At 69.1% G+C, this 19,938-nt stretch carries 20 protein-coding genes; 14 read left to right on the top strand and 6 right to left on the bottom strand.

Annotated elements, in window-relative coordinates:
- Positions 1–16 precede the first annotated feature (16 nt).
- From BN1193_RS14050 to BN1193_RS14025, 6 genes are read left to right on the top strand one after another with little or no spacing between them, the layout of a single operon-like run.
- Positions 17–937 (top strand): carbon-nitrogen hydrolase family protein, encoded by a 921-nt coding sequence (locus BN1193_RS14050; protein WP_040167453.1) that lies wholly within the window; start codon positions 17–19, stop codon positions 935–937.
- Between the two features lie 24 nt (positions 938–961).
- The gene (locus BN1193_RS14045) at positions 962–1,858 is read left to right on the top strand and encodes an NAD(P)-dependent oxidoreductase (RefSeq protein ID WP_052460809.1); all 897 of its coding nucleotides are present in this window, start codon (positions 962–964) and stop codon (positions 1,856–1,858) included.
- Positions 1,855–2,289: a carboxymuconolactone decarboxylase family protein gene (locus BN1193_RS14040; RefSeq protein WP_040167451.1), complete on the top strand. Its 435-nt coding sequence runs from the start codon at positions 1,855–1,857 to the stop codon at positions 2,287–2,289. The genes BN1193_RS14045 and BN1193_RS14040 overlap by 4 nt, the downstream gene beginning before the upstream one ends.
- 18 nt (positions 2,290–2,307) lie before the next feature.
- Positions 2,308–3,123 (top strand): N-acyl homoserine lactonase family protein, encoded by an 816-nt coding sequence (locus tag BN1193_RS14035; RefSeq protein ID WP_040167449.1) that lies wholly within the window; start codon positions 2,308–2,310, stop codon positions 3,121–3,123.
- On the top strand, positions 3,120–4,337 hold the full coding sequence (locus tag BN1193_RS14030; RefSeq protein WP_040167448.1) for an alpha/beta fold hydrolase: 1,218 nt from the start codon (positions 3,120–3,122) through the stop codon (positions 4,335–4,337). The genes BN1193_RS14035 and BN1193_RS14030 overlap by 4 nt, the downstream gene beginning before the upstream one ends.
- A gap of 9 nt (positions 4,338–4,346) precedes the next feature.
- Positions 4,347–5,600 carry an alpha/beta fold hydrolase gene (locus tag BN1193_RS14025; protein WP_040167447.1) on the top strand — a complete coding sequence of 418 codons (1,254 nt, stop codon included), beginning with the start codon at positions 4,347–4,349 and terminating at the stop codon, positions 5,598–5,600.
- A gap of 37 nt (positions 5,601–5,637) precedes the next feature.
- On the opposite strand, the gene BN1193_RS14020 is transcribed toward BN1193_RS14025, so the two are convergent.
- Positions 5,638–6,477 carry a tetratricopeptide repeat protein gene (locus tag BN1193_RS14020; protein ID WP_052460808.1) on the bottom strand — a complete coding sequence of 280 codons (840 nt, stop codon included), beginning with the start codon at positions 6,475–6,477 and terminating at the stop codon, positions 5,638–5,640.
- Between the two features lie 145 nt (positions 6,478–6,622).
- Complete coding sequence (locus BN1193_RS14015) at positions 6,623–7,486, bottom strand: MarR family winged helix-turn-helix transcriptional regulator (protein ID WP_040167446.1); 864 nt, start codon at positions 7,484–7,486, stop codon at positions 6,623–6,625.
- Positions 7,487–7,628: 142 nt separating this feature from the next.
- Here BN1193_RS14015 and BN1193_RS18360 point away from each other — a divergent pair, with 142 nt between their 5' ends.
- Positions 7,629–8,171, top strand: coding sequence for a MarR family winged helix-turn-helix transcriptional regulator (locus BN1193_RS18360; RefSeq protein WP_230206510.1), 543 nt, complete (start codon positions 7,629–7,631; stop codon positions 8,169–8,171).
- Positions 8,172–8,178: 7 nt separating this feature from the next.
- Here the strand turns inward: BN1193_RS18360 and BN1193_RS14005 are convergent, their stop codons facing one another.
- Together BN1193_RS14005 and BN1193_RS14000 are read right to left on the bottom strand one after the other, a co-directional pair.
- Positions 8,179–8,751, bottom strand: a complete 573-nt coding sequence (locus BN1193_RS14005) for a TetR/AcrR family transcriptional regulator (protein WP_052460807.1) — start codon at positions 8,749–8,751, stop codon at positions 8,179–8,181.
- A complete protein-coding gene (locus BN1193_RS14000) occupies positions 8,748–9,506 on the bottom strand; it encodes a CPBP family intramembrane glutamic endopeptidase (protein ID WP_040167444.1) in 759 nt (252 codons plus the stop codon). The genes BN1193_RS14005 and BN1193_RS14000 overlap by 4 nt, the downstream gene beginning before the upstream one ends.
- 151 nt (positions 9,507–9,657) lie before the next feature.
- Here BN1193_RS14000 and BN1193_RS13995 point away from each other — a divergent pair, with 151 nt between their 5' ends.
- On the top strand, positions 9,658–11,085 hold the full coding sequence (locus BN1193_RS13995; protein ID WP_040167442.1) for an MFS transporter: 1,428 nt from the start codon (positions 9,658–9,660) through the stop codon (positions 11,083–11,085).
- Positions 11,086–11,098: 13 nt separating this feature from the next.
- On the opposite strand, the gene BN1193_RS13990 is transcribed toward BN1193_RS13995, so the two are convergent.
- Entirely contained in the window at positions 11,099–11,626 is a 528-nt protein-coding gene (locus tag BN1193_RS13990; protein ID WP_040168372.1) for a ferritin, read from the bottom strand.
- Between the two features lie 44 nt (positions 11,627–11,670).
- Positions 11,671–12,720, bottom strand: a complete 1,050-nt coding sequence (locus BN1193_RS18065) for a hypothetical protein (protein ID WP_052460806.1) — start codon at positions 12,718–12,720, stop codon at positions 11,671–11,673.
- A 290-nt stretch (positions 12,721–13,010) separates the two neighbouring features.
- Between BN1193_RS18065 and dnaK the strand changes: the two genes are divergently transcribed.
- The 6 genes from dnaK (at position 13,011) to BN1193_RS13955 (ending at position 19,915) form a co-directional block, all read left to right on the top strand.
- Positions 13,011–14,879, top strand: coding sequence for a molecular chaperone DnaK (dnaK, locus tag BN1193_RS13980; RefSeq protein WP_040167440.1), 1,869 nt, complete (start codon positions 13,011–13,013; stop codon positions 14,877–14,879).
- 5 nt (positions 14,880–14,884) lie between these two features.
- Positions 14,885–15,478: a nucleotide exchange factor GrpE gene (locus tag BN1193_RS13975; RefSeq protein WP_040167439.1), complete on the top strand. Its 594-nt coding sequence runs from the start codon at positions 14,885–14,887 to the stop codon at positions 15,476–15,478.
- Positions 15,479–15,495: 17 nt separating this feature from the next.
- Positions 15,496–16,470: a DnaJ C-terminal domain-containing protein gene (locus tag BN1193_RS13970; protein ID WP_040167437.1), complete on the top strand. Its 975-nt coding sequence runs from the start codon at positions 15,496–15,498 to the stop codon at positions 16,468–16,470.
- A gap of 36 nt (positions 16,471–16,506) precedes the next feature.
- Positions 16,507–16,962, top strand: coding sequence for a heat shock protein transcriptional repressor HspR (locus tag BN1193_RS13965; protein ID WP_040167435.1), 456 nt, complete (start codon positions 16,507–16,509; stop codon positions 16,960–16,962).
- Positions 16,963–17,123: 161 nt separating this feature from the next.
- Positions 17,124–18,635, top strand: coding sequence for an FGGY-family carbohydrate kinase (locus tag BN1193_RS13960; protein ID WP_052460805.1), 1,512 nt, complete (start codon positions 17,124–17,126; stop codon positions 18,633–18,635).
- Between the two features lie 128 nt (positions 18,636–18,763).
- On the top strand, positions 18,764–19,915 hold the full coding sequence (locus BN1193_RS13955) for a DUF4185 domain-containing protein (protein ID WP_040167433.1): 1,152 nt from the start codon (positions 18,764–18,766) through the stop codon (positions 19,913–19,915).
- Positions 19,916–19,938 lie beyond the last annotated feature (23 nt).

Genomic DNA, 19,938 nt, shown 5'->3' with positions numbered 1-19,938 from the left:
GGGACGAGAGGACATCATGCAGAAAGTCGCCGTCATCCAGGCCGCGTCGGTTCCGTTCGACGCCGCCGCCTCCACCGACCGGGCGATCGCCCGGCTGGCGGAGGCGGCCGGCGCCGGCGCACGCCTCGCCGTCTTCCCGGAAGCCTTCATCGGCACCTACCCGAAGGGCAGCACGTTCGGAGCCCCGGTGGGAGTGCGCACCGCCGGGGGCCGAGATGAGTACCTTCGGTATTCGCGTGGGGCCGTCACCCTGGACGGATCCGAGATCGCACGTCTGGCCGAGGCCGCGCGGGAGAACGACATCTTCTGCGTGATCGGCGTGATCGAACGGCTCGGCGAAACGCTCTACTGCACGGCCGTGATGATCGATCCGGAACGCGGAGTCGTGGGGGCGCATCGCAAGCTCATGCCGACCGGGGCGGAGCGGGTGATCTGGGGGTTCGGTGACGGGTCCACCCTCGATGTCATGGACACGCCGTTCGGTCGCGTCGGCTCGGTGATCTGCTGGGAGAACTACATGCCGCTGATGCGTCAGGCGATGTACGCGAAGGGAGTGGAGATCTACTGCGCACCGACGGCCGATGACCGGCCCACCTGGGCGGCGACGATGACGCACGTCGCGGTCGAGGGTCGAACGCACGTGCTTTCGGCCTGCCAGTACATCACCCGTGACGCGTATCCCGAGGACCACCCGTTCGAGGTCGACCTTCCCGGCGGCGAGACCGTGATGCGCGGCGGAAGCATGATCGTCGCGCCGACGGGCGAGGTTCTGGCCGGTCCGGTCTTCGATGAGGAGACGATCCTCTACGCCGAAATCGACCCGGACCTGAAGACGCGCTCGCACCTCGACTTCGACGTCGTCGGGCACTACTCCCGGCCGGATGTCTTCGAGCTCCGCGTCCACACCGCACCCCGGCAGTCGGTCACTTTCGACTGACGCGCCTCAGAAAGGATTCGTCGCATGTCGACAACGCTGTTCATCGGCCTCGGCAACATGGGCTCGCCCATGGCCCTGCTGCACGCCCGTGCCTTCCCCACGGCCGTGTTCGACCTGTCCGCCGACGCGGTCGCCCACGTCACCGGGGAGAGCCCGGCGACCGCAGTGGCCGACCTCGCCGAGCTGCCCGAGGGCGTCGACACCGTCATCCTGATGCTGCCGACGAGCCGCCACGTCGAGCGCGTGCTGCGCGGCGATGACGGTCTGTTCGCGCGGCTCCCGGAGGGAGCCCTCGTGATCGACATGGGCTCCAGCGAGCCGGGCAGCACGCGTGAGCTCGCCGCCGAGGGTGCCACCCGGTCCATCGACTACGTGGACGCGCCGGTCTCCGGCGGGGTCATCAAGGCGGTCTCCGGCGAGCTGGCCATCATGGTCGGCGGCGCCGATGACGCCGTGGCGCGGGCGATGTCGCACCTGGAAGTCCTGGGCGGATCGATCGTGCACGTGGGCCCGGCCGGTGCCGGCGATGCCGCGAAGGCCCTGAACAACCTCGTCAGCGCGAGCAACATCGCCGTCGCGAGCGAGGCTCTCGTCGTCGCCGAGTCCTTCGGCATCGAACCGGCGACCATGATCGAGGTCCTGAACGCCGCGACGGGACGCAGCCAGTCCAGCGAGTTGAAGTTCCCGCGCTACGTGCTGACCGGCACGTTCGACAGCGGGTTCGCCTACGACCTCATGCTGAAGGACATCACGATCGCCATGGGCATGACGGATGGCCTCGACATCCCCGTCACCCGCACCGTCTTCGACCGCCTGCGCGATGGACGTCCGCAGCTCGGCGACCACCCCGACCACACCGAGATCGCCCGGCTGTACGGCCTCGGCGAGAACCGGACCACATCTCAGGAGGAGAACGAATGACCGACCAGAACACGAACCCGGACGCCGAGGCGCAGGCCTACATCGACGACATGGCGACCAAGCGCGGCTACGTGCTGGATTACCACAAGATCATGGCGAAGCAGGACTTCCCCGTGCTCCAGGCCGCCAACCACATCGTCTCGGCCGCCTACCTCGACCAGCGCACCCTGGACCGCAAGACGAAGGAGCTCATCTTCATCGTCTCGCTCACCGTCATGCGCGCCTCGAAGGGGCACATCCAGTCGCACATCCGCGTCGCGCTCGACCTCGGACTGACGCCGACGGAGATCCTCGAGGCGATCGAGATCGCACTGCCCGAGGCCGGCATCGTCGCGTTCCAGACCGGGTTCGAGGCGTGGCGCGAGATCGTCGGCGCCGAGGGCATCGAGCCGACCGTCGCGGCGCACGAGGGCGGGTCCGGCGCCGCCTGAGCCTCGGACCGCAGCACCATGACGTACGACCCCGCCGCCGCCGAGTCCGCACCCTGGCAGGTGGTGATCATCAAACACGGCACGCGAGCCACGACCCGCTCGGACGCGTACATGAACTACGCGTTCTATGACGAGCCGGATGGTCCGTTCCGGCTCGACTACTTCCTGTGGGTACTGCGGCGCGGTGACGAGGTCATCGTCGTCGACACCGGGTATCGGGGCGACGAGGGGACGCGGCGCGGTCGTGAGGTGATCATCGACCCCCTCGAGGCCCTGCGCGCGATCGGGGTCGATCCGGCCGCGGGACATCCGGTGGTCATCACCCACGCGCACTACGACCACATCGGCAACATCGCGGCCTTCCCGAGCTCCACCATTCACCTGGCCCGGATCGAGCACGAGTTCTGGACCGGACGGATGGGGCGACGCACGCTGTTCGCGCACTTCGGTGATCCCGAAGCGGTGGCAGAGCTCGATCCCGCCGTCGGGGACGGGCGGCTGGCGCTGTACGACGAGCAGGTCGAGATCGCACCCGGAGTCACCGTCACGAAGGTCGGGGGCCACACCCCGGGCCAGTCGGTCGTCACCGTGCGGACTTCGGTCGGGACCGTCATCCTCGCCAGCGACGCCGTCCACTTCCACGAGGAGATGGACCGGGACATGCTGTTCCAATCGATGGCGGACCTCCCGCAGTCCTACGCCACCCTGGATCGGCTGCGGCAGTCCGATGCCGCCGTCATCGTCAGTGGGCACGATTCCGGCGAACTCGAGCGTCATACGCCGCTGGCGGGGCCGCTCGCGGGGTTGGCCGCGACGATCGGTGAGTTCCGGTGACGGGCGTCGGAGGTGCGGCGCCCGGTCGCGAGTTCCGTGCGCTGGCGCGTGGGGCGACCGTGAGCTTCGCGCTCGTCGGCGAGTCCGAGCGGCGCGCGGTCACGATCGTGGACGGCGAACCTCGTCCCCCCTCGGACGAGCCCGACTTCACCCTGATCGCTCCGGACGAGCTGTGGAACGACCTGACCGCTGATGCGCCGCCGCCCGGACGTCACAGCATCGTTCACCTGGTTCGGACCGGGCTGGTGCGCGTCGACGGGGACGCTGACGCGTTCTGGCGACACGTTCACCTCGTCCGTTCCCTGCTGAGCGCCGCGCGCGATGACGGTGCGGTGGCACCACCCGAACCCCGCCCGCTGCGGGCGAGCGGGTCCTACCACCGCGTGGCGACCTCGCTCGGCCGCGCGGATCTGCACGTGGAACGGTGTGGGGACGGCCCGCCGCTGCTCGCATTCGCGACCGCGGGCAGCGACATCTCGCAGTGGCACGGGGTCATGACGCGAACCGATCTCACGGACCGGTACGAGCTGATCACCGTGGACCTGCCCTGGCACGGCATGTCCTCGCCCATCGCCGGAGCGGCACCCGGTGACTGGCACCTGACCCCCGAGACCTACACGGAACTCATCGTCGCGGTCGCCGACGCGCTGCACTTGTCGCGACCGACCCTGATCGGTGCGTCCATGGCCGGAGCCGCCGTGGTCCACGCCGTCGCGACCCATCCCGACCGATTCGCGGGAGCGGTGTCGTGCCAGGCCGGACGGTCGGTGCGCAACCGCACCGACCCGCGCTTGCGCGCGACCGACGTGAACCCCTCCCTGTTCATCCCGGAGTGGACCGTCGGACTGATGAATCCGGCATCACCGGTGGAGATGCGCCGGCGGGTGTGGTGGGGATACTCCTCCGCCGGACAGGGGCTGTACGCCGCGGACATCGACTCGTACCAGCAGTGGGATCTGGGTGCGGTCGAGCAGCTGCTCACCACCGACTCGCCCCACATCGCCGTGCTGAGCGGAAGCTACGACACCACCGTGCCGCCGGCCGCATCGCGGGAACTGGCGGCGGCGATTCCGAATGCCTCCTTCGTGGAGATGCCCGAACTCGGACACTTTCCGCACGCCGAGAACCCCGAGATCTTCGTGCGCTACCTCGAGGACGCCCTCCTGTGCGTGCGGGCGTGTGATCCCTCGGCGGCTGAATCCGCGCGCCACTAGCCTGGAGGGGTGAGCACCACCACCACCCGCCGTCTGCAGGATCTGACCGTCGATGACCACATCATCACCGTGCCGCTGGTGTGGGGTGACGACGCGGACAAGCGGACGATCGACGTGCACGCGGCCGTCGTCACGCGCGAGGGTGGCGAGGACCTGCCGTACCTGACGTTCCTGCAGGGCGGACCGGGCATCGAGGCGCCCACGCCGTTCCACCAGCCCACGCAGCCGAGCTGGCTCGATGACGCCCTGGCGCACTACCGCGTGGTCATGCTCGACCAGCGCGGCACCGGCAAGTCCTCCCCGGTTTCGGACGGGATCCTCGACGAGATGAGCGCCACGGACGTGGCGGAGCACCTGACGCACCTCCGCGCCGACAGCATCGTCCGCGACGCGGAAGCGATGCGCGAGCATCTCGGGGCCACGACCTGGAGCACGCTGGGACAGTCGTTCGGCGGCTTCACCACACTCGCCTACCTGACCACGGACGCCTCGTCCCTCGACGACGTCTTCATCACCGGGGGACTGTCCGCCGTCGGGCGTCACCCGGACGACGTCTACGCACTCTGCTACGACAAGATGCGCGTGATGACGGAGCGCTACTATCGCCGCTTCCCGGAGCATCGCGACGCCATGCGGCGCCTGGTCGACCTCGCCGCGGACGGACGCATCGTGCTGCCGTCCGGCGAAGTCGTCTCGGTGTCGCGTCTGCGCTCGACCGGGTCGCTGCTCGGCAGCGACAACGGCTGGCAGCAGCTGTGGAGCGTCCTGGACGGCGACCCGCTGACGAACGCATTCCGCTACGACCTCGCCGGGGCCATGCCGTTCGGCGGACGGAATCCGCTGTACTACGTCTTCCACGAGTCCAGCTACGCGGACGGCTTCGCCACGAACTGGTCCGCCGAACGCACCGAGCCGCAGGACTACCGCGACGATCCCACGCTGTTCACCGGCGAGCACGTCCGCCGGGACTGGACCGAGACCGTGCCGGCCTTCCAGCCGTGGAAGGACGTCGTCGACGAGCTCGCGACGGTGGACTGGCCGCAGCTGTACGACGCCGAGAAGATCGCGGCGTCGGGTGCGACCGGGGCGGCGGCGATCTACGTCAACGACGTCTACGTTCCGCTGGAGTTCTCGCTGGAGACGGCCGAGCTCCTGCCCGGCGTGAAGACGTGGGTGACCAGTGAGAACGAGCACGGGGGCCTGCGCACCGGACGCGTCCTGCCGCGGCTCATCGAGCTGGCGCAGGACAAGCGGGTCCGCTGACGCCCGGGGCACTCCGGTCCGGGGCGTCCGGTCCCGGTCAGTTCGCGAGGCCGCGATCGGCGGCGATGCGACGGTAGTGCTGCGCGAGTCGGCGGTCCTTCGGGGCGCCGTCTCCGGTGGAGAACATGATCGCCAGGTTGAATGCGGCCCTCGCGTTGCCCGCGTCCGCGGCACGCCGGTACCAGGCGACGGCGCTGTCCTCGTCGGCCTCCACGCCGTCTCCGGTGGCGTACATCGCACCGAGGTTCGCCATCGCCCGGTGGTTGCCGCCGTGCGCGGCCGCCCGCAGATGCGAGATCGCGGACTCGCGATCCTCGGGGCCAGTGGCGCCGGTCATGTCGTAGACGTAGAGCTCGAAGTGCGCATCGGCGCTGCCTGCTGCGGCGGCGGCCTCCAGAACCTGGCGTGCCTGAGCGGGGTCCGCCGCGTAGCCCTGTCCGTCAGCGAGCATGAAGGCCGACAGCACCATCAGGTCCGGATCCGGGTGCTGGACGAGGGCCGCGTTCAGGTGCTCGGCGGCCTCGGCGTACAGGGGTTCGGCCAGCTCCACGGGAGCTGCGCGGACCGCGCGGACGAACTCCGCCACAGCCGTCGGCTCACCGGATTCGGCTGCCCGCTCGCTCGCGGCGAGCGCCACGGCCGGGGTCGGCGAGATCCCGTGCGGCCCGTGCAGCCGCGCGAGTCGGATCCAGCCGTCGACCAGTCCCGCCTCGCCGGCGCGGGTGTAGAGCGTGACGAGGATCGGGAGCGCCTCGGCGCTGCGTCCGGTCTTCTGCTGCAACGCCTCGTCGAGCGCGATCGCGGCGGCGAGCACGTCGTTGGCCGTCGCGTCGTGGTCTTCCGCCGTGGCGCGCGCGGTGTCGAGTACGTCTTCCATCGAGCTCCCCCTGGTGCTGCGCGGTTTCGCACAGTGTAGCCACAGCGCCCGCGAGCACTCCGTCCGGATCGGAGGGTTCGTTCGCAACGCCATTGAGCCCCGCACCGGAATGGGTGCGGGGCTCGACTTCAGATCAGAGCGGAGATCACCATTCGCGCGGTGCGCGGTGGGAGTGGGCGCCGGCGTGGAAGCCGCGACGGAATGCCTCGCGGGCCCGCTCATCGCCGAAGCCGGAACGGTCCTCGTGGCGACGACCGTCACGCTCGTGGCGGCACTGCGGAGCGTCGTCCCGGAACGGACGGCTGTAGCCGAACTCCCGACCGCCGCGGCGCTCGTCGTGCCGGGGACCGCGCGGGCCGAAGCCGTCGGGTCCGGGGCGGAACGACTCGTCCTCGGGGCGGTGGCCGAAGCCCGGGCCGAAGCCCTCGCGGCGGTGCCCACGCCCCTCGCGACGCTCGTCACCGGGGCCGAAGCCGCCACGGTCGTGGCGCCGGCTCTCGAATCCGTCGCCGCGCTCGCGCGACATCCGGTGTCCGTGACCCCATCGCGGGGAGTGCCCACGCTCGGGGCGGCGCCGGCCGCGGCGCTCGGCGCGCAGCTCGCGCAGTCGCTCTTCGCCGCCGAGCTCGGTGGCGAGCGCGCCCAGTGCGGTGCGGACGTCCTCCAGGTGCTCGGCGCCGATGGCGTCGGCCAGACGCTCCTCGAGCGCCGAACGGCGGGCGGCCACGCGCTCCAGGAGCGCGGTGCCCTCCGGCGTCAGCGCGATGCCCTCGTCCGTGCGGGTGACCCAGCCGCGCTCGGCGAGCCGACGGGTGCGGGGTCCACCGACGTGCGCGTCGGATCCGGCGGCGATGCGACGCAGCCGACGCAGAGCGCCCGGGTGCACGTCCTCCTCAGCCAGGGTGGCGCGCAGCTCGGCGCGGTACAGGGAACCGGCCGCACGCAGCAGGGTGCCGATCGATGCGGCGTCGGTTCGTTCGTTGTTGTTGTTCTCATCATGGGTGTTCATGAGTGATTCCTTTCGTGGGGCCTCAGCCCCGATGTCTGTGGGCGGATCCGTCCGGATCGACGCCGTTGTATGTCAGGTGACATGTACATGTAGTGTGACATGAAGTTTCGATACTTGTCAAGTGACATGTGAAAATCAATTCGTGAGCCTCGAGAACAACACCCCCACGGACCCCGTCGACGACGTCGCCGCGGCGCTCGGACGCATGCGTCCTCGTCGGGGCCCGCGCCCCGGTGGCCCGCGTGGGCCGCTGCCGCCCGAGGATCACGCGGCGCCCCACCACGGGCCGCACGAGCATGGGCCGCACCACGGCTGGGGAGGACCCGGCGGCATGGGTGGACGATTCGGGGGCATCGCGCGGATGCGCTTGCTCGAGGCTCTCGCGGCCGCGAACGGTCCGCTCGCGGTGTCCGATATCGCGACCGCGGTGGGCGTGGACCAGCCGCGTGCGTCGCGACTGGTGCAGCAGTCCGTCGAGCTCGGCCTCGTTCGCCGGGAGGCGGACCCGGACGATGCCCGGCGCACGCTCGTCGCGCTGACCGACGACGGAAAGCGCCTCGGTCGCGGCATGCGTGGTCAGCGTCGAGACATGATCAGCACCGCGCTCGAGGCGCTCACCGCCGCCGAGCGCGCAGAGTTCGTCCGCCTGCTGACGAAGTTCTCCGCCGCCTGGCCGCAGGACTGAGTTCAGATCAGCGCAGGAGTGCGCTGATCCACGCCGTTGCGCGCTCGCGTACGACGTCTTCCGGCTCGTGGGTCGCCAGCAGCCGCGTCGCGCACCCCGTGGCCAGAGCGAGATAGGCGGCGGCGATCGAGACGGGGTCGACCCCACTTCCGGCCTCGCCGGTCGACTTCGCCAGTCCGATCAGCGCAGCGATACGGGCTTCGATCTCCGCATCGCTGGCGCGCACCGCCGCGGCGATCGCGTCATCGAACGGGACGCGCTCGCCGAATGCCGCCCCCAGGACGTAGGCGGTGCGGCGTTCGGGGTCCAACGGCATCATCAGAACGAACAGCTCGGTGAGCCATTCGGTCACTGTCGGCTGCCCCGGTGGCGCCTCCGGCAGCGGCTGATCGCGTTCTCGCAACCGCGCGAACATGGCGCTCAGCAGGGCGTCCTTCGTCGCGAACGCCTTCTGCACGGCTCCGACCGACCATCCGGACTCGGCGGCGACGGTGCGGAAGGTCACGGCCGCGAGGCCCGACCGCGCCGTGAGCGCGAGGCCGGCGTCCGCAAGCTCGAGCTGGCGGGCGCTGTAGGTCATGCGTCCACAGTACGGCGAGGAAGACGGCGCCAGAGAATGACCGCCAGGATCGCGAGTGCGGCGCAGTTCACCCCGATGCCGGTGAGGGACAGGGGCGTCAGCGCGTCCCCGGTCGCATAGGAGGCGAGGTCGTAGGCGAAGTGCCAGGCGATCGTCGGCCATAGGCTGCCGGTCAGGCAGGCGAGCTCGCCGGCGACGATGCCGAACAGGGCCGCGAAGACGAGCTGCAGTGCTGCGTACAGCGGGGAGGCGCCGCCCGCGAGAGATCCGAGGTGCAGAACCGCGAAGAACCCGGCCGAACCGGATACGGCCACCCGAGCGCCATAACGCGAAAGCGCCCCGAGGACGAGACCGCGGAAGAAGAGCTCCTCGTTGACCGCCACCACCGCGCACAGGACGACCGCCGCGGCGATCGTGGGCAACGGTGCGAAGCCGCCGCCCGCCGCCACGGTGATGATCACCGTGAGGGCGGGGATGATCAGCAGGGCAGGGAGCGGCTGGCTCGCGGGAGCGCGGAAACCGAAGCCCCGCAGACCGGGGGCGGCGGCTCGAGCGATCAGCAGGCCGATCGTCGCGGACACCGTGACGGCGGCGGCGATGACCAGCATCGCTGCCGCGTTCGGGAGGTCGAGCACCTGACCGATGGCGGAACCGACCGCGGTGCAGATCAGGGGAATGAGGGCCAGGCCGAGAGCGACGAGCCAGGGAAGGCGTGGCCGCCAGGCGGCGGGGAGCGGGTGTCTGTTGCCGGACATCTGAACCTCCGAATACGAACGTATTCTGCACCTTAGAATACGATCGTATTCACGCGCAAGTCCGATCTCCCGACCGGCATCGCGCGTGCTCCTGGCCGCAGGACCGAGTGGGGTCCACCGTCGCGTTCCCGGCGGCCGCTAGGGTGAGCGCATGACGACCCCCGATGCCGCCGACCGCGATCCGCAGGTCCGTGCGACCGTGGACACCGATGCACTGCCGGCCCTTGCGCTCGATGAGAACGCCGACCGTGTGATACCTCGCAAGCAGGTGTGGTCCTGGGCCATGTGGGACTGGGCGACGCAGCCGTTCAACTCCGTGATCCTGACGTTCGTCTTCACGACGCTCTATCTGATCAGCGACACCTTCCTGGACCCGTCCGTCGCCGCGCTCGCCGACGACAACCCCGTCAAGCAGGCGGCGTTCGCCGACCTCGCCGCCACGCTCGGCTGGGGCACGACGATCGCAGGCATCCTCATCGCGCTGCTCGCTCCCGTGCTGGCTCAGCGCGCGGATGCGGCCGGCAAGCGGAAGCAATGGTTGATCGTCTACACCACCGCTCTCGTGGTGACGATGGCCCTGCTCTACTTCGTGCAGGGTGCGCCGGAATGGTTCATTCTCGGCGTCGTGCTCATCTCCGCCGGCACCGTGTTCAGCGAGCTCGCCGGCGTCAACTACAACTCGATGATCACGCAGGTGGCGACGCCGAAGACCGTCGGCCGGGTGAGTGGCCTCGGGTGGGGCCTCGGCTACATCGGCGGCATCGTCGCGCTCGTGATCGTGGTGCTCCTGAACAGCTTCCACTGGTTCGGCATGGACACCTCCAACGGCATGGCCTATCGCCTCATCGCCGTCGGCTGCGCGGTGTGGGCCGTCGTCTTCTCCATCCCGCTCGTCCTGAACGTGGCCGAGACGCCGAAGCTCGTCACCGGCCCGAAGCGCAACTTCTTCCTCAGCTACGTGGACCTGTTCCGCCACATCGCGCGGATCTTCCGCGAGGACCGGCCCACGTTCTGGTTCCTGTGCGCCAGCGCTGTCTACCGAGACGGACTGAGCGGCGTGTTCACCTTCGGTGCGGTGATCGCGGCTCGGGTGTTCGGCTTCTCCTCGAACGAGGTCATCATCTTCGGCATCGCCGCGAACCTCATCGCCGGGATCGGCACGATCATCGGCGGGCGTTTGGATGACCGCTTCGGGCCGCGGGCGGTCATCATCGGCGCGCTGAGCCTGCTGGTGCTCAGCGGCTTCGTCGTCTTCGTCGCGCACGACTCCGGCAAGGTCGTGTTCTGGATCTGCGGGATGGTGCTGTCCTCGCTCGTGGGGCCGGTGCAGTCCGCATCCCGCTCCCTACTCGCGCGCGTCACTCCGGTGGGCCGCGAGGGTGAGATCTTCGGCCTGTACGCCACGACCGGACGCGCGGCGAGCTGGCTCGCCTCCCTCGCCTGGACGCTGCTCATCGCGTGGTTCGGCGCCATCTACTGGGGCATCCTCGGCATCATCGCCGTGATCGCGGTCGGCCTGGTCCTGATGCTCTTCGTCAAGATGCCGCACGTGACGGGCGAGGACGCGGCGAAGTCCTGACGTCCGCGGCGGCTCAGTGCGGGCTGCCGCCGGTGTTCTCGGTGGTCGCGACCGGACGCTGGGCGAGCTCGAGATCGAGTTGGTAGAGGCCGACGCCGTCGTCTCCGATGAGCTGGATGCGGCCGATGATCTCGCTGACCGTGGACTCCTCCTCGATCTGCTCGGACAGGAACCAGTTCAGCAGTGGGCGGGAGTCGAGGTCTCCTTCCGCTTCCGCGGCGTTCACGAGACCGCGGATGGCCGCGGACACCTTCTGCTCGTGCGCGAGGGCGGCGTTGAAGACCTTCAGCATCGTCGTGCCGGGTGACTTGGGCGCCGAGATCGTGCCGATGGACGGATGGTTGCCGCGGTCAGCGAGGTGATCGATGAACTTGTTCGCGTGCACGATCTCCTCGTCGGCCTGGTGGCGCAACCACTGCGCGGCCCCGGGGAAGTCGTTGTCCTCCATCTCGATGGCCAGCTGGCGGTAGACCATGGAGGCCCCGAACTCGAGGGTGATCTGGTCGTTGAAGAGCTTCTCCAGCTCGGGTGACATCTTCATGGTGGTCACGCTAGGCCGCCGCGCCCGAGGGCGCCAGGGGTCGATCAGTCCCGGCGCGGCGTGGCGCGGGTGCGCGTGCGAGCGATCACAGCGGTCCCGATCCCCGCGACGAGGAGCCCGACGACGACGGCGGCTGCGGACTCCGCACCGCTCGCGCCGGTGCTGGCCAGGCCCGTGCGGGTCGGCGACGCGCTCGCGGGGCGCGTCGGGGGCGCCGTCGCGGACCGCGTCGGCACGGACGTCGGTGACGGGACGGCGGTGGACGTCGGTGACGCCGTGGCCGTCGGCGACGGGTCCGTGGTGGTCGTCGGCTCAGGCGTGGCCGTCGGTGTGGGAGTCGGTTCCGTAACCAGGGGCTGGTGCACGATCGGTCCGAGCTCATGCACCAGGTGGGTGCCGTCCACGACGAACGTGATGGGGGCCACACCGCTGTACCCGGGTGGGGGAGTGAGCTCGGTGAGGATGAACTCGCCCCACTCCCCGTATCCGGCGTATCCCCAACCCGGCTCGTTCGGGGCGTCCGGGTTCTGGGGCGGACCGTCGATGACGAAGCGGCTCTCCGGCCCGACCAGCTCCCACACGGCGCCCGGAAGGAGCTTCCCGTCCGGCGAGACCGCCTGCCAGGTCGCGTGTCCGCTGCTGAAGCTCAACGAGGTGTAGCCGTGGTAGCGCGTTTCGCTTCCGCCACAGGAGGACGCCGTGCCGTTCTCGGCGAACCAGGGCCAGCCCGCCGCGATCCCGGGGGCGAGGTAACCGTCCAGGGGGCGGGCTGACAGGGTCAGATTGACGCCGCCGGGTACGCCGACGAGCGTCGTTTCGCCTCCGACCGTGACCTCGAAGCTGCCGCCGCCGGTCAGCGGGGTGCCGTCGTCGCTGCACGACGGCCCGTCGTATTCGTAGTCGACGGTGTACGTCGGGGCAGGCACCGCGGTCGCGGACTCCGGCTTCTCCCACGCCAGGCTGACGACGACGTTCGCCGGAGCGTCCTCGCTCGGTGCGGTCTCCGCGTGCACCGCGGGGGTGAGTGCGAAGACGGAGGCGAGCACGACGGTCGCGCCACCCGCCCAGGCCGTGATGAGGCGTCGTCGCGCCATGTTCTTCCCCCAGTCGACGTCATTGTCGCGTCGAGTGCTCGCTCGACAGTGAGCAGAGGATACCGACGACACGGGGATGCGGGAAGGGGCGGGGGAATATCCGCGCCGAATTCAAAGTTGAGTCAAACAGTATCAACTTTGACTTGACACGGAAACGGGTTCTGATCTAAGGTTGAGTCATCGGGGCTCAAGTCCCGACCGTCTTCGGACGGACCCACAGATTTCGGCTGCGGCCCAGCAAGGGCGAGCCACCGTCGGTCAGGGGACTGGCTGACACGAAAGGAAAAACAATGGCACGTGCAGTAGGTATTGACCTCGGTACGACCAACTCGGTCGTCTCGGTTCTGGAAGGTGGCGAGCCGAAGGTCATCGCCAACGCCGAAGGCTTCCGGACGACCCCCTCGGTCGTCGCCTTCACCAAGGACGGGGAGGTGCTCGTCGGTGAGACCGCCAAGCGCCAGGCCGTCACCAACGTCGACCGGACGATCTCGTCCGTCAAGCGCCACATGGGCACCACCTGGAAGACCCAGGCGATCGATGGCAAGGAGTACACGCCGCAGGAGATCTCGGCGCGCATCCTCGGCAAGCTGAAGCATGACGCGGAGGAGTACCTCGGCGACAGCGTCACCGACGCCGTCATCACGGTTCCGGCGTACTTCAACGACGCCGAGCGTCAGGCCACGAAGGAAGCCGGCGAGATCGCGGGTCTGAACGTCCTGCGCATCATCAACGAGCCGACGGCGGCCGCCCTGGCCTATGGCCTGGACAAGGGCAAGGAGGACGAGCTCATCCTCGTCTTCGACCTCGGTGGTGGAACCTTCGACGTCTCCCTCCTCGAGGTGGGCAAGGACGACGACTTCTCGACCATCCAGGTCCGCTCGACCGCCGGTGACAACCGCCTCGGTGGCGATGACTGGGACCAGCGCATCGTCGAGTGGCTGACCAAGCAGTTCAAGGACTCCACGGGTGTGGACGTCTCGGGCGACAAGATCGCCCTGCAGCGCCTCAAGGAGGCCGCGGAGCAGGCGAAGAAGGAGCTGTCCAGCTCCATGTCGACCTCCATCTCGCTGCCCTACCTGTCGCTGACCGAGAACGGTCCGGCGAACCTGCAGGAGACGCTGACCCGCGCCAAGTTCGAGGACCTCACCAAGGACCTGCTGGATCGGACCAAGAAGCCGTTCCAGGACGTCATCAAGGAAGCCGGCATCAAGGTGTCCGACGTCGCGCACGTCGTGCTCGTCGGTGGTTCGACCCGTATGCCCGCCGTGGCGGAGATCGTCAAGGGCGAGCTCGGCAAGGACGCCAACAAGGGCGTCAACCCGGACGAGGTCGTGGCCGTCGGTGCCGCGATCCAGGCCGGTGTGCTGAAGGGCGAGCGCAAGGACGTTCTGCTGATCGATGTCACCCCGCTGAGCCTCGGTATCGAGACCAAGGGTGGGCTGATGACCAAGCTCATCGAGCGCAACACGGCCATCCCGACCAAGCGCAGCGAGACCTTCACCACGGCCGACGACAACCAGCCGTCCGTCGCGATCCAGGTCTTCCAGGGTGAGCGCGAGTTCACGCGTGACAACAAGCCGCTGGGAACGTTCGAGCTGACCGGCATCGCGCCGGCTCCGCGCGGCATTCCGCAGGTCGAGGTCACGTTCGACATCGACGCCAACGGCATCGTGCACGTGTCCGCCAAGGACAAGGGCACGGGCACCGAGCAGTCGATGACCATCACCGGTGGCTCCTCGCTGCCGAAGGAGGACATCGACCGGATGATGCGCGAGGCCGAGGAGCACGCCGCCGACGACAAGAAGCGTCGCGAGGCCGCCGAGGTCCGCAACCAGGCCGAGACCCTCTCGTACTCCGTCGAGAAGCTCATCAAGGACAACGAGGACAAGCTGCCCTCCGACGTCAAGGACTCCGTCCAGGCTGACGTGGACGCCGTGAAGACGGCGCTCGCGGGTGAGGATGACGACGCCGTGAAGAAGGCGTTCGACACCCTGAGCCAGAGCCAGGGCAAGCTGGGCGAGGCACTGTACTCCTCGCAGCAGGCCGCCGGTGAGCAGGGCGACCCGACCGTCACGGACCCGGGTAACGGTGAGAACCCGAACCCCGAGGAAGACGTGATCGACGCCGAGGTCGTCGACGACGAGGACGAGCAGAAGTAAGAGACATGACGGACGACAAGGACTTCGAGAAAAACGAAGCCCCGTCCGGCGCTGAGGGGTCGGAGGCTCACGCCTCCGACCCCGCTTCGCAGGACGAGGAACTCACCGTGGATGACATCCTCGGTGCCGCCCAGAGCGAGGACGCGGCCGCGGCCGACGTCGACGCCGAGGGCGCCGACGAGGCGACGGACGGCCATCTGGCCGACCTGCAGCGCCTGACCGCCGAGTACGCCAACTACCGCCGCCGGACCGACGCGAACCGTGAGGTCGAGAAGCAGCGCGCCAAGCGCGACGTTCTCTCCGGGCTGCTGCCGGTGCTGGACGACTTCGACCGTGCTGAGAAGCACGGCGATCTCGCCGAGGGCAGCGCGTTCGCCGTCATCGCCGACAAGATCCGCACGCTGGTCTCACGCCAGGGCGTGGAGACGTACGGTGAGGTCGGCGAGGTCTTCGACCCGCAGCGTCACGAGGCCATCTTCCAGCAGCCGACGCCGGGAGCGACTGAGTCGACCATTCTCGATGTGGTCGAGGTGGGCTACCGCCTCGGCGATGTCGAGCTCCGGCCGGCCAAGGTCGTCGTCGCGGTTCCCGCTGAGTAAGCGAACAGGGGGGATCGATGGCGAGCAATGATTGGTTCGACAAGGACTTCTACAAGGTCCTCGGGGTGTCCAAGGACGTCTCGGCCGCTGACCTGAAGAAGACCTACCGCAAGCTCGCACGCAAGTACCACCCCGACTCGAATCCCGGGGACGCGGCCGCTGAGGCCAAGTTCAAGGAGATCAGCGAGGCGTACGCCGTGCTGAGCGACAAGGAGCAGCGCTCCGAGTACGACCAGATCCGCGCGATGGGATCCGGTGCACGATTCCAGGCCCCTGGTGGGGGCGGTGGAGGATCGTCGGCCGGGTTCGAGGATGTGTTCAGCATGTTCAACCGCGGCGGACGCGGTGGGCAGTCGGCGGACTTCGACGACATCTTCAGCATGTTCAACCAGCAGCAGGGTGGCGGATTCGGCCGATCGGCCGGGTTCCGCGCCGGTCCCCAGAAGGGGGCGGACGTCACCGCCACGACCACGATCGGTTTCGCGACCGCGGTCAACGGCGAGACGGTGACGCTGGCGGGCGAGGACGGCAAGCCGTTCAAGGTGAAGATTCCGGCCGGGGTCGCGGACGGGCAGAAGATCCGACTGCGTGGCCGCGGGCGTCCGTCGCCGAACGGCGGCGCGAACGGCGACATCGTCGTGAGCGTCGCGGTGCGCAAGCACCCGGTGTTCACCCGGGACGGCTTGAACCTGCGGGTGACCGTGCCGGTCACCTTCACCGAGGCCGCTCTGGGGTCGACGATCGAGGTCCCCACCCTCGGTGGTGACCCGGTCAAGCTCAAGGTGGCGCCGGGTACCCCCTCCGGACGCGTGCTGCGCGTCAAGGGTCGGGGCGTGAAGAGCAGCAAGGGCACCGGCGACCTGCTCGCCGAGGTCCAGGTGGTCGTTCCCTCGCACCTCGAGGGCGCGGCCAAGGAAGCGCTGGAGCGCTTCGCCGAGGCGGAGCCCAAGGAGAACCCGCGGGCCGAGCTGCTGGCGAAGGCGAAGGCCTGACGGTTCGTGGCCCGCGAAAGGCGAAAGGAGTGAGTGATGTCAGACCAGACCCGTGACGAGGACGCGCCGATCTTCGCGATCGCCGTGGCCGCGGAGCTGGCCGGCATGCACCCGCAGACTCTTCGGCAGTACGACCGGATCGGACTCGTCGTCCCGGGCCGGACCCGGGGCGGCAGTCGCCGCTACTCGGTGGTCCACATCCGACAGTTGCGCCAGGTGGCGCAGATGTCGGGGGACGGGATGAGCCTGCCGGCCATCGCGCGGATCATCGAGCTGGAGAAGACGGTCCGCTCGCTCACCCGGCAGGTCACCGACCTGCAGGAGCAGGCGCGCCAGGACGCGGAGAGCCGCCCCGGAGCGCGAGTGTTCGCCGCCGGCGCCACCGGCTCGATCATCACGCTCCGCGCCGGCCGTCGTGTCCGGCGCTCCACTGAGGTCACGCTGTACCGTCCTCATCCGCACCGCGCGGATCCGGACGCCACCGCGGACTGACACCGCTATGAAACGGGCGCCTCCCTCGGGAGGCGCCCGTTTCGCGTTCCCGCGCCAGTTGCGACGCTGCGGGTGGACGGGGCGATCCGAAGGCGCTGAAATGGATCGTCCGACCGGCGGGCCCTCATCGCCGGCGACCATCGACGACGGGAAGCGGCGCCATGACGAAGGTCCGGGATGACAGAGCGACGACCGAGGTGACGCTCGGAGTGGACATCGGCACTTCCAGCACCAAGGCGGTGCTCGTCGATGCCGCGGGAGAGATCGTCGGCCAGGCGGTCGCCGAGCACCGGGTGGATCGTCCCGAGCCCACGTGGGCGGAGATGGACGGCCGCACCTGGTGGCGCGAGTTCGTCGACCTCACGGGTGAGCTGCTCGCCGCGCACCCGGAGGCGGCTGTCATCGCCGTGGGAGTGAGCGGGATGGGGCCGTGCGTCCTGCTGGCGGATGACCGGGATCAGCCGGTGCGCCCCGCGATCCTCTACGGCGTCGACATGCGCGCGACGGCGCAGATCGAGGAACTCACCACCGAACTCGGCGAGGACATGGTCACAGCCATCGGCGGCTCTCGCCTCACCACACAGGCCGTGGGGCCGAAGCTCCGTTGGGTGGCGGAGCATGAGCCGGAGGCGTACGCCGCCGCGCGCCGACTCTTCATGCCGGCGTCGTTCCTCGCCCGGCACCTGACCGGCGAATACGTGCTGGACCACCACAGCGCCAGCCAGTCCACGCCGCTGTACGACGTCGAACGCCGGCGCTGGCACGAGCCGTGGTGGGAGCGCATCGCCCCCGGGATCGAGCGTCCGCGCCTGGTCTACCCGAAGGACGTGGTGGGCGCGGTGGCAGCCGAGGCCGCGGCCGAGACCGGTCTGCCCGCGGGAATTCCGGTGATCAGCGGGACGATCGATGCTTGGACCGAGGGCATCAGCGCCGGCGCCGTTCGTCCCGGTGACCTGCTGCTGATGTACGGCACGACGATGTTCCTCGTCGCCACGGACATCCGCACGATGCGCCATCCGTCGATGTGGACGACAGTCGGTGCCTTCCCGGAAACCATGTGCCTGGCCGGCGGGCTGGCCACATCGGGCGCGGTGACCGACTGGCTGCGTCGACTCACGGGGGCGGACTTCCCGACACTGCTTTCGGAGGCGGAGGCGTCCGGGCCCGGCGCTCGAGGACTGCTGATGCTGCCGTACTTCGCAGGGGAGCGCACGCCGATCCTTGACCCGGACGCCCGCGGAGTGATCGCCGGCCTGACCCTCGACCACGGTCGCGGAGACCTGTATCGGGCGGCGCTCGAGGCGACCGCGTTCGGCGTCCGCGACAACGTCGACGCCATGCGGGAAGCGGGCGCGGAGATCACGCGGATCGTCGCCGTCGGGGGTGGCACGCAGGGCCGGTTGTGGCTGCAGACGGTCTCGGACGTCACCGGTCTGACTCAGCACGTCCCGAGGCTGACGATCGGAGCGAGCTACGGGGCCGCCTACCTCGCTCGTCGTGCCGTGATCGGCGACTTCCCGATCGAGGACTGGAACGACACGGCGATCGTGATCGAGCCGAACACCGCGACGCGCGTCGGGCACGATGCGAACTTCGCCCGTTACCGTGCGCTGTACGCCGCCACACGGGACATCCAGCATGCGCTCGCCCGGGGGAAGCACGCCACGGTCTGAGCACCGTTTCCGCTCGGCCGCGCCGTCTGGGAGCGCCCGGCATCAGGGCCGTGACTCGCGTGGCAGTGTTCCGCGGGCCGCGAAGATGCCCTACCCTGCAGGTGAAATCGATTTCGCCTCCGGGGGTCATGATGGTGCGACGACGGGCACGCATGCTGGCCGCCGGCGCGCTCGGGCTCCTGTTCTTCGCGACAGCGTGCGCCGGTGGAGAGGGTGTGTCCGTGAACCTGGATCAGACCAAGCCGTTCGTCCTCGGGGGCGTGAGCGCGCTGACCGAGATCGCGCGTCTCACCGGTCCGGGGGCGATCAACGACACCGTCGGTGTGGGGGTCGCCGGCACCGACCTCGGCTCGATGGTCAACCTCGATGACACGACGTACTTCCTGTTCGGCGATACGTTCGGTGAACGCGACCCGGACTCCATCGGTGGGCAGGGCGGCAACTGGCGATCGAATGTGGTCGCCTGGTCCACCGACGCTGATCCGACCGACGGCATCACCTTCGACGGCTGGGCCGTCGACGAGTTCGGCCTGGCGGCGCCGATCGTGGAGGGCGATCACGACGCCAACGACTTCGGCGGCGAGGTGACGAAGATCCCCACCTACGGGTTCGCGGTCGACGGGTCGCTGTACGCCTTCTTCATGTCGGTCTCGCACTGGGGCGAGCCCGGTGCCTGGGACGCGAACTACGCCGCCCTGGCGCGCTCGGACGACGAGGGGCGCTCCTGGCATGAGCTCGCGCAGCCGCGATGGCCTGGTGGGTCCAACACCATCCAGGTCGCCACCGCCCACGTCGACGACCCGGACGGCGCGCAGATCTACTTCTGGACGATCCCGGCCGGGAGGTTCGGATCCGTCGACCTGATGCGCGTGGCCGACCGCCGGGAGGCGGTGGAGGACGCGTCGGCGTACCAGTACTACTCCGGCGTCGGCGCGGATGGGACGCCGCAGTGGAGCGGATCCGCGGCGGACGCCGAGCACGTCGTCGAGGGCACGATCGGTGAGCTGTCGGTGATGTTCTCGACATATCTCGACCGCTGGGTGATGACGTACTCGGATGCCGGCAATGCGTACATCCGCGAGGGCATCACGCCGTGGGGGTCGTGGGGTGAGCCGATCGAACTGGTGTCCGGGAAGAAGTTTCCGGGCCTCTACGCGCCGTTCCTCAACCCGCGTTACGTCACGGACGGCGGCCGGACGATCTACTTCACCCTGTCGCTCTGGGGTCCGTACAACGTGTTCTGGTTCTCGGCCGACCTCAATCGTCTCGCCACCCATTGACCGTGAAATCGATTTCGTCTACG

Origin of the sequence: Microbacterium gorillae, from assembly GCF_000826185.2 — a bacterium.
Lineage (GTDB): Bacteria > Actinomycetota > Actinomycetes > Actinomycetales > Microbacteriaceae > Microbacterium > Microbacterium gorillae.
This window is presented reverse-complemented; position numbering and strand designations above follow the sequence as displayed.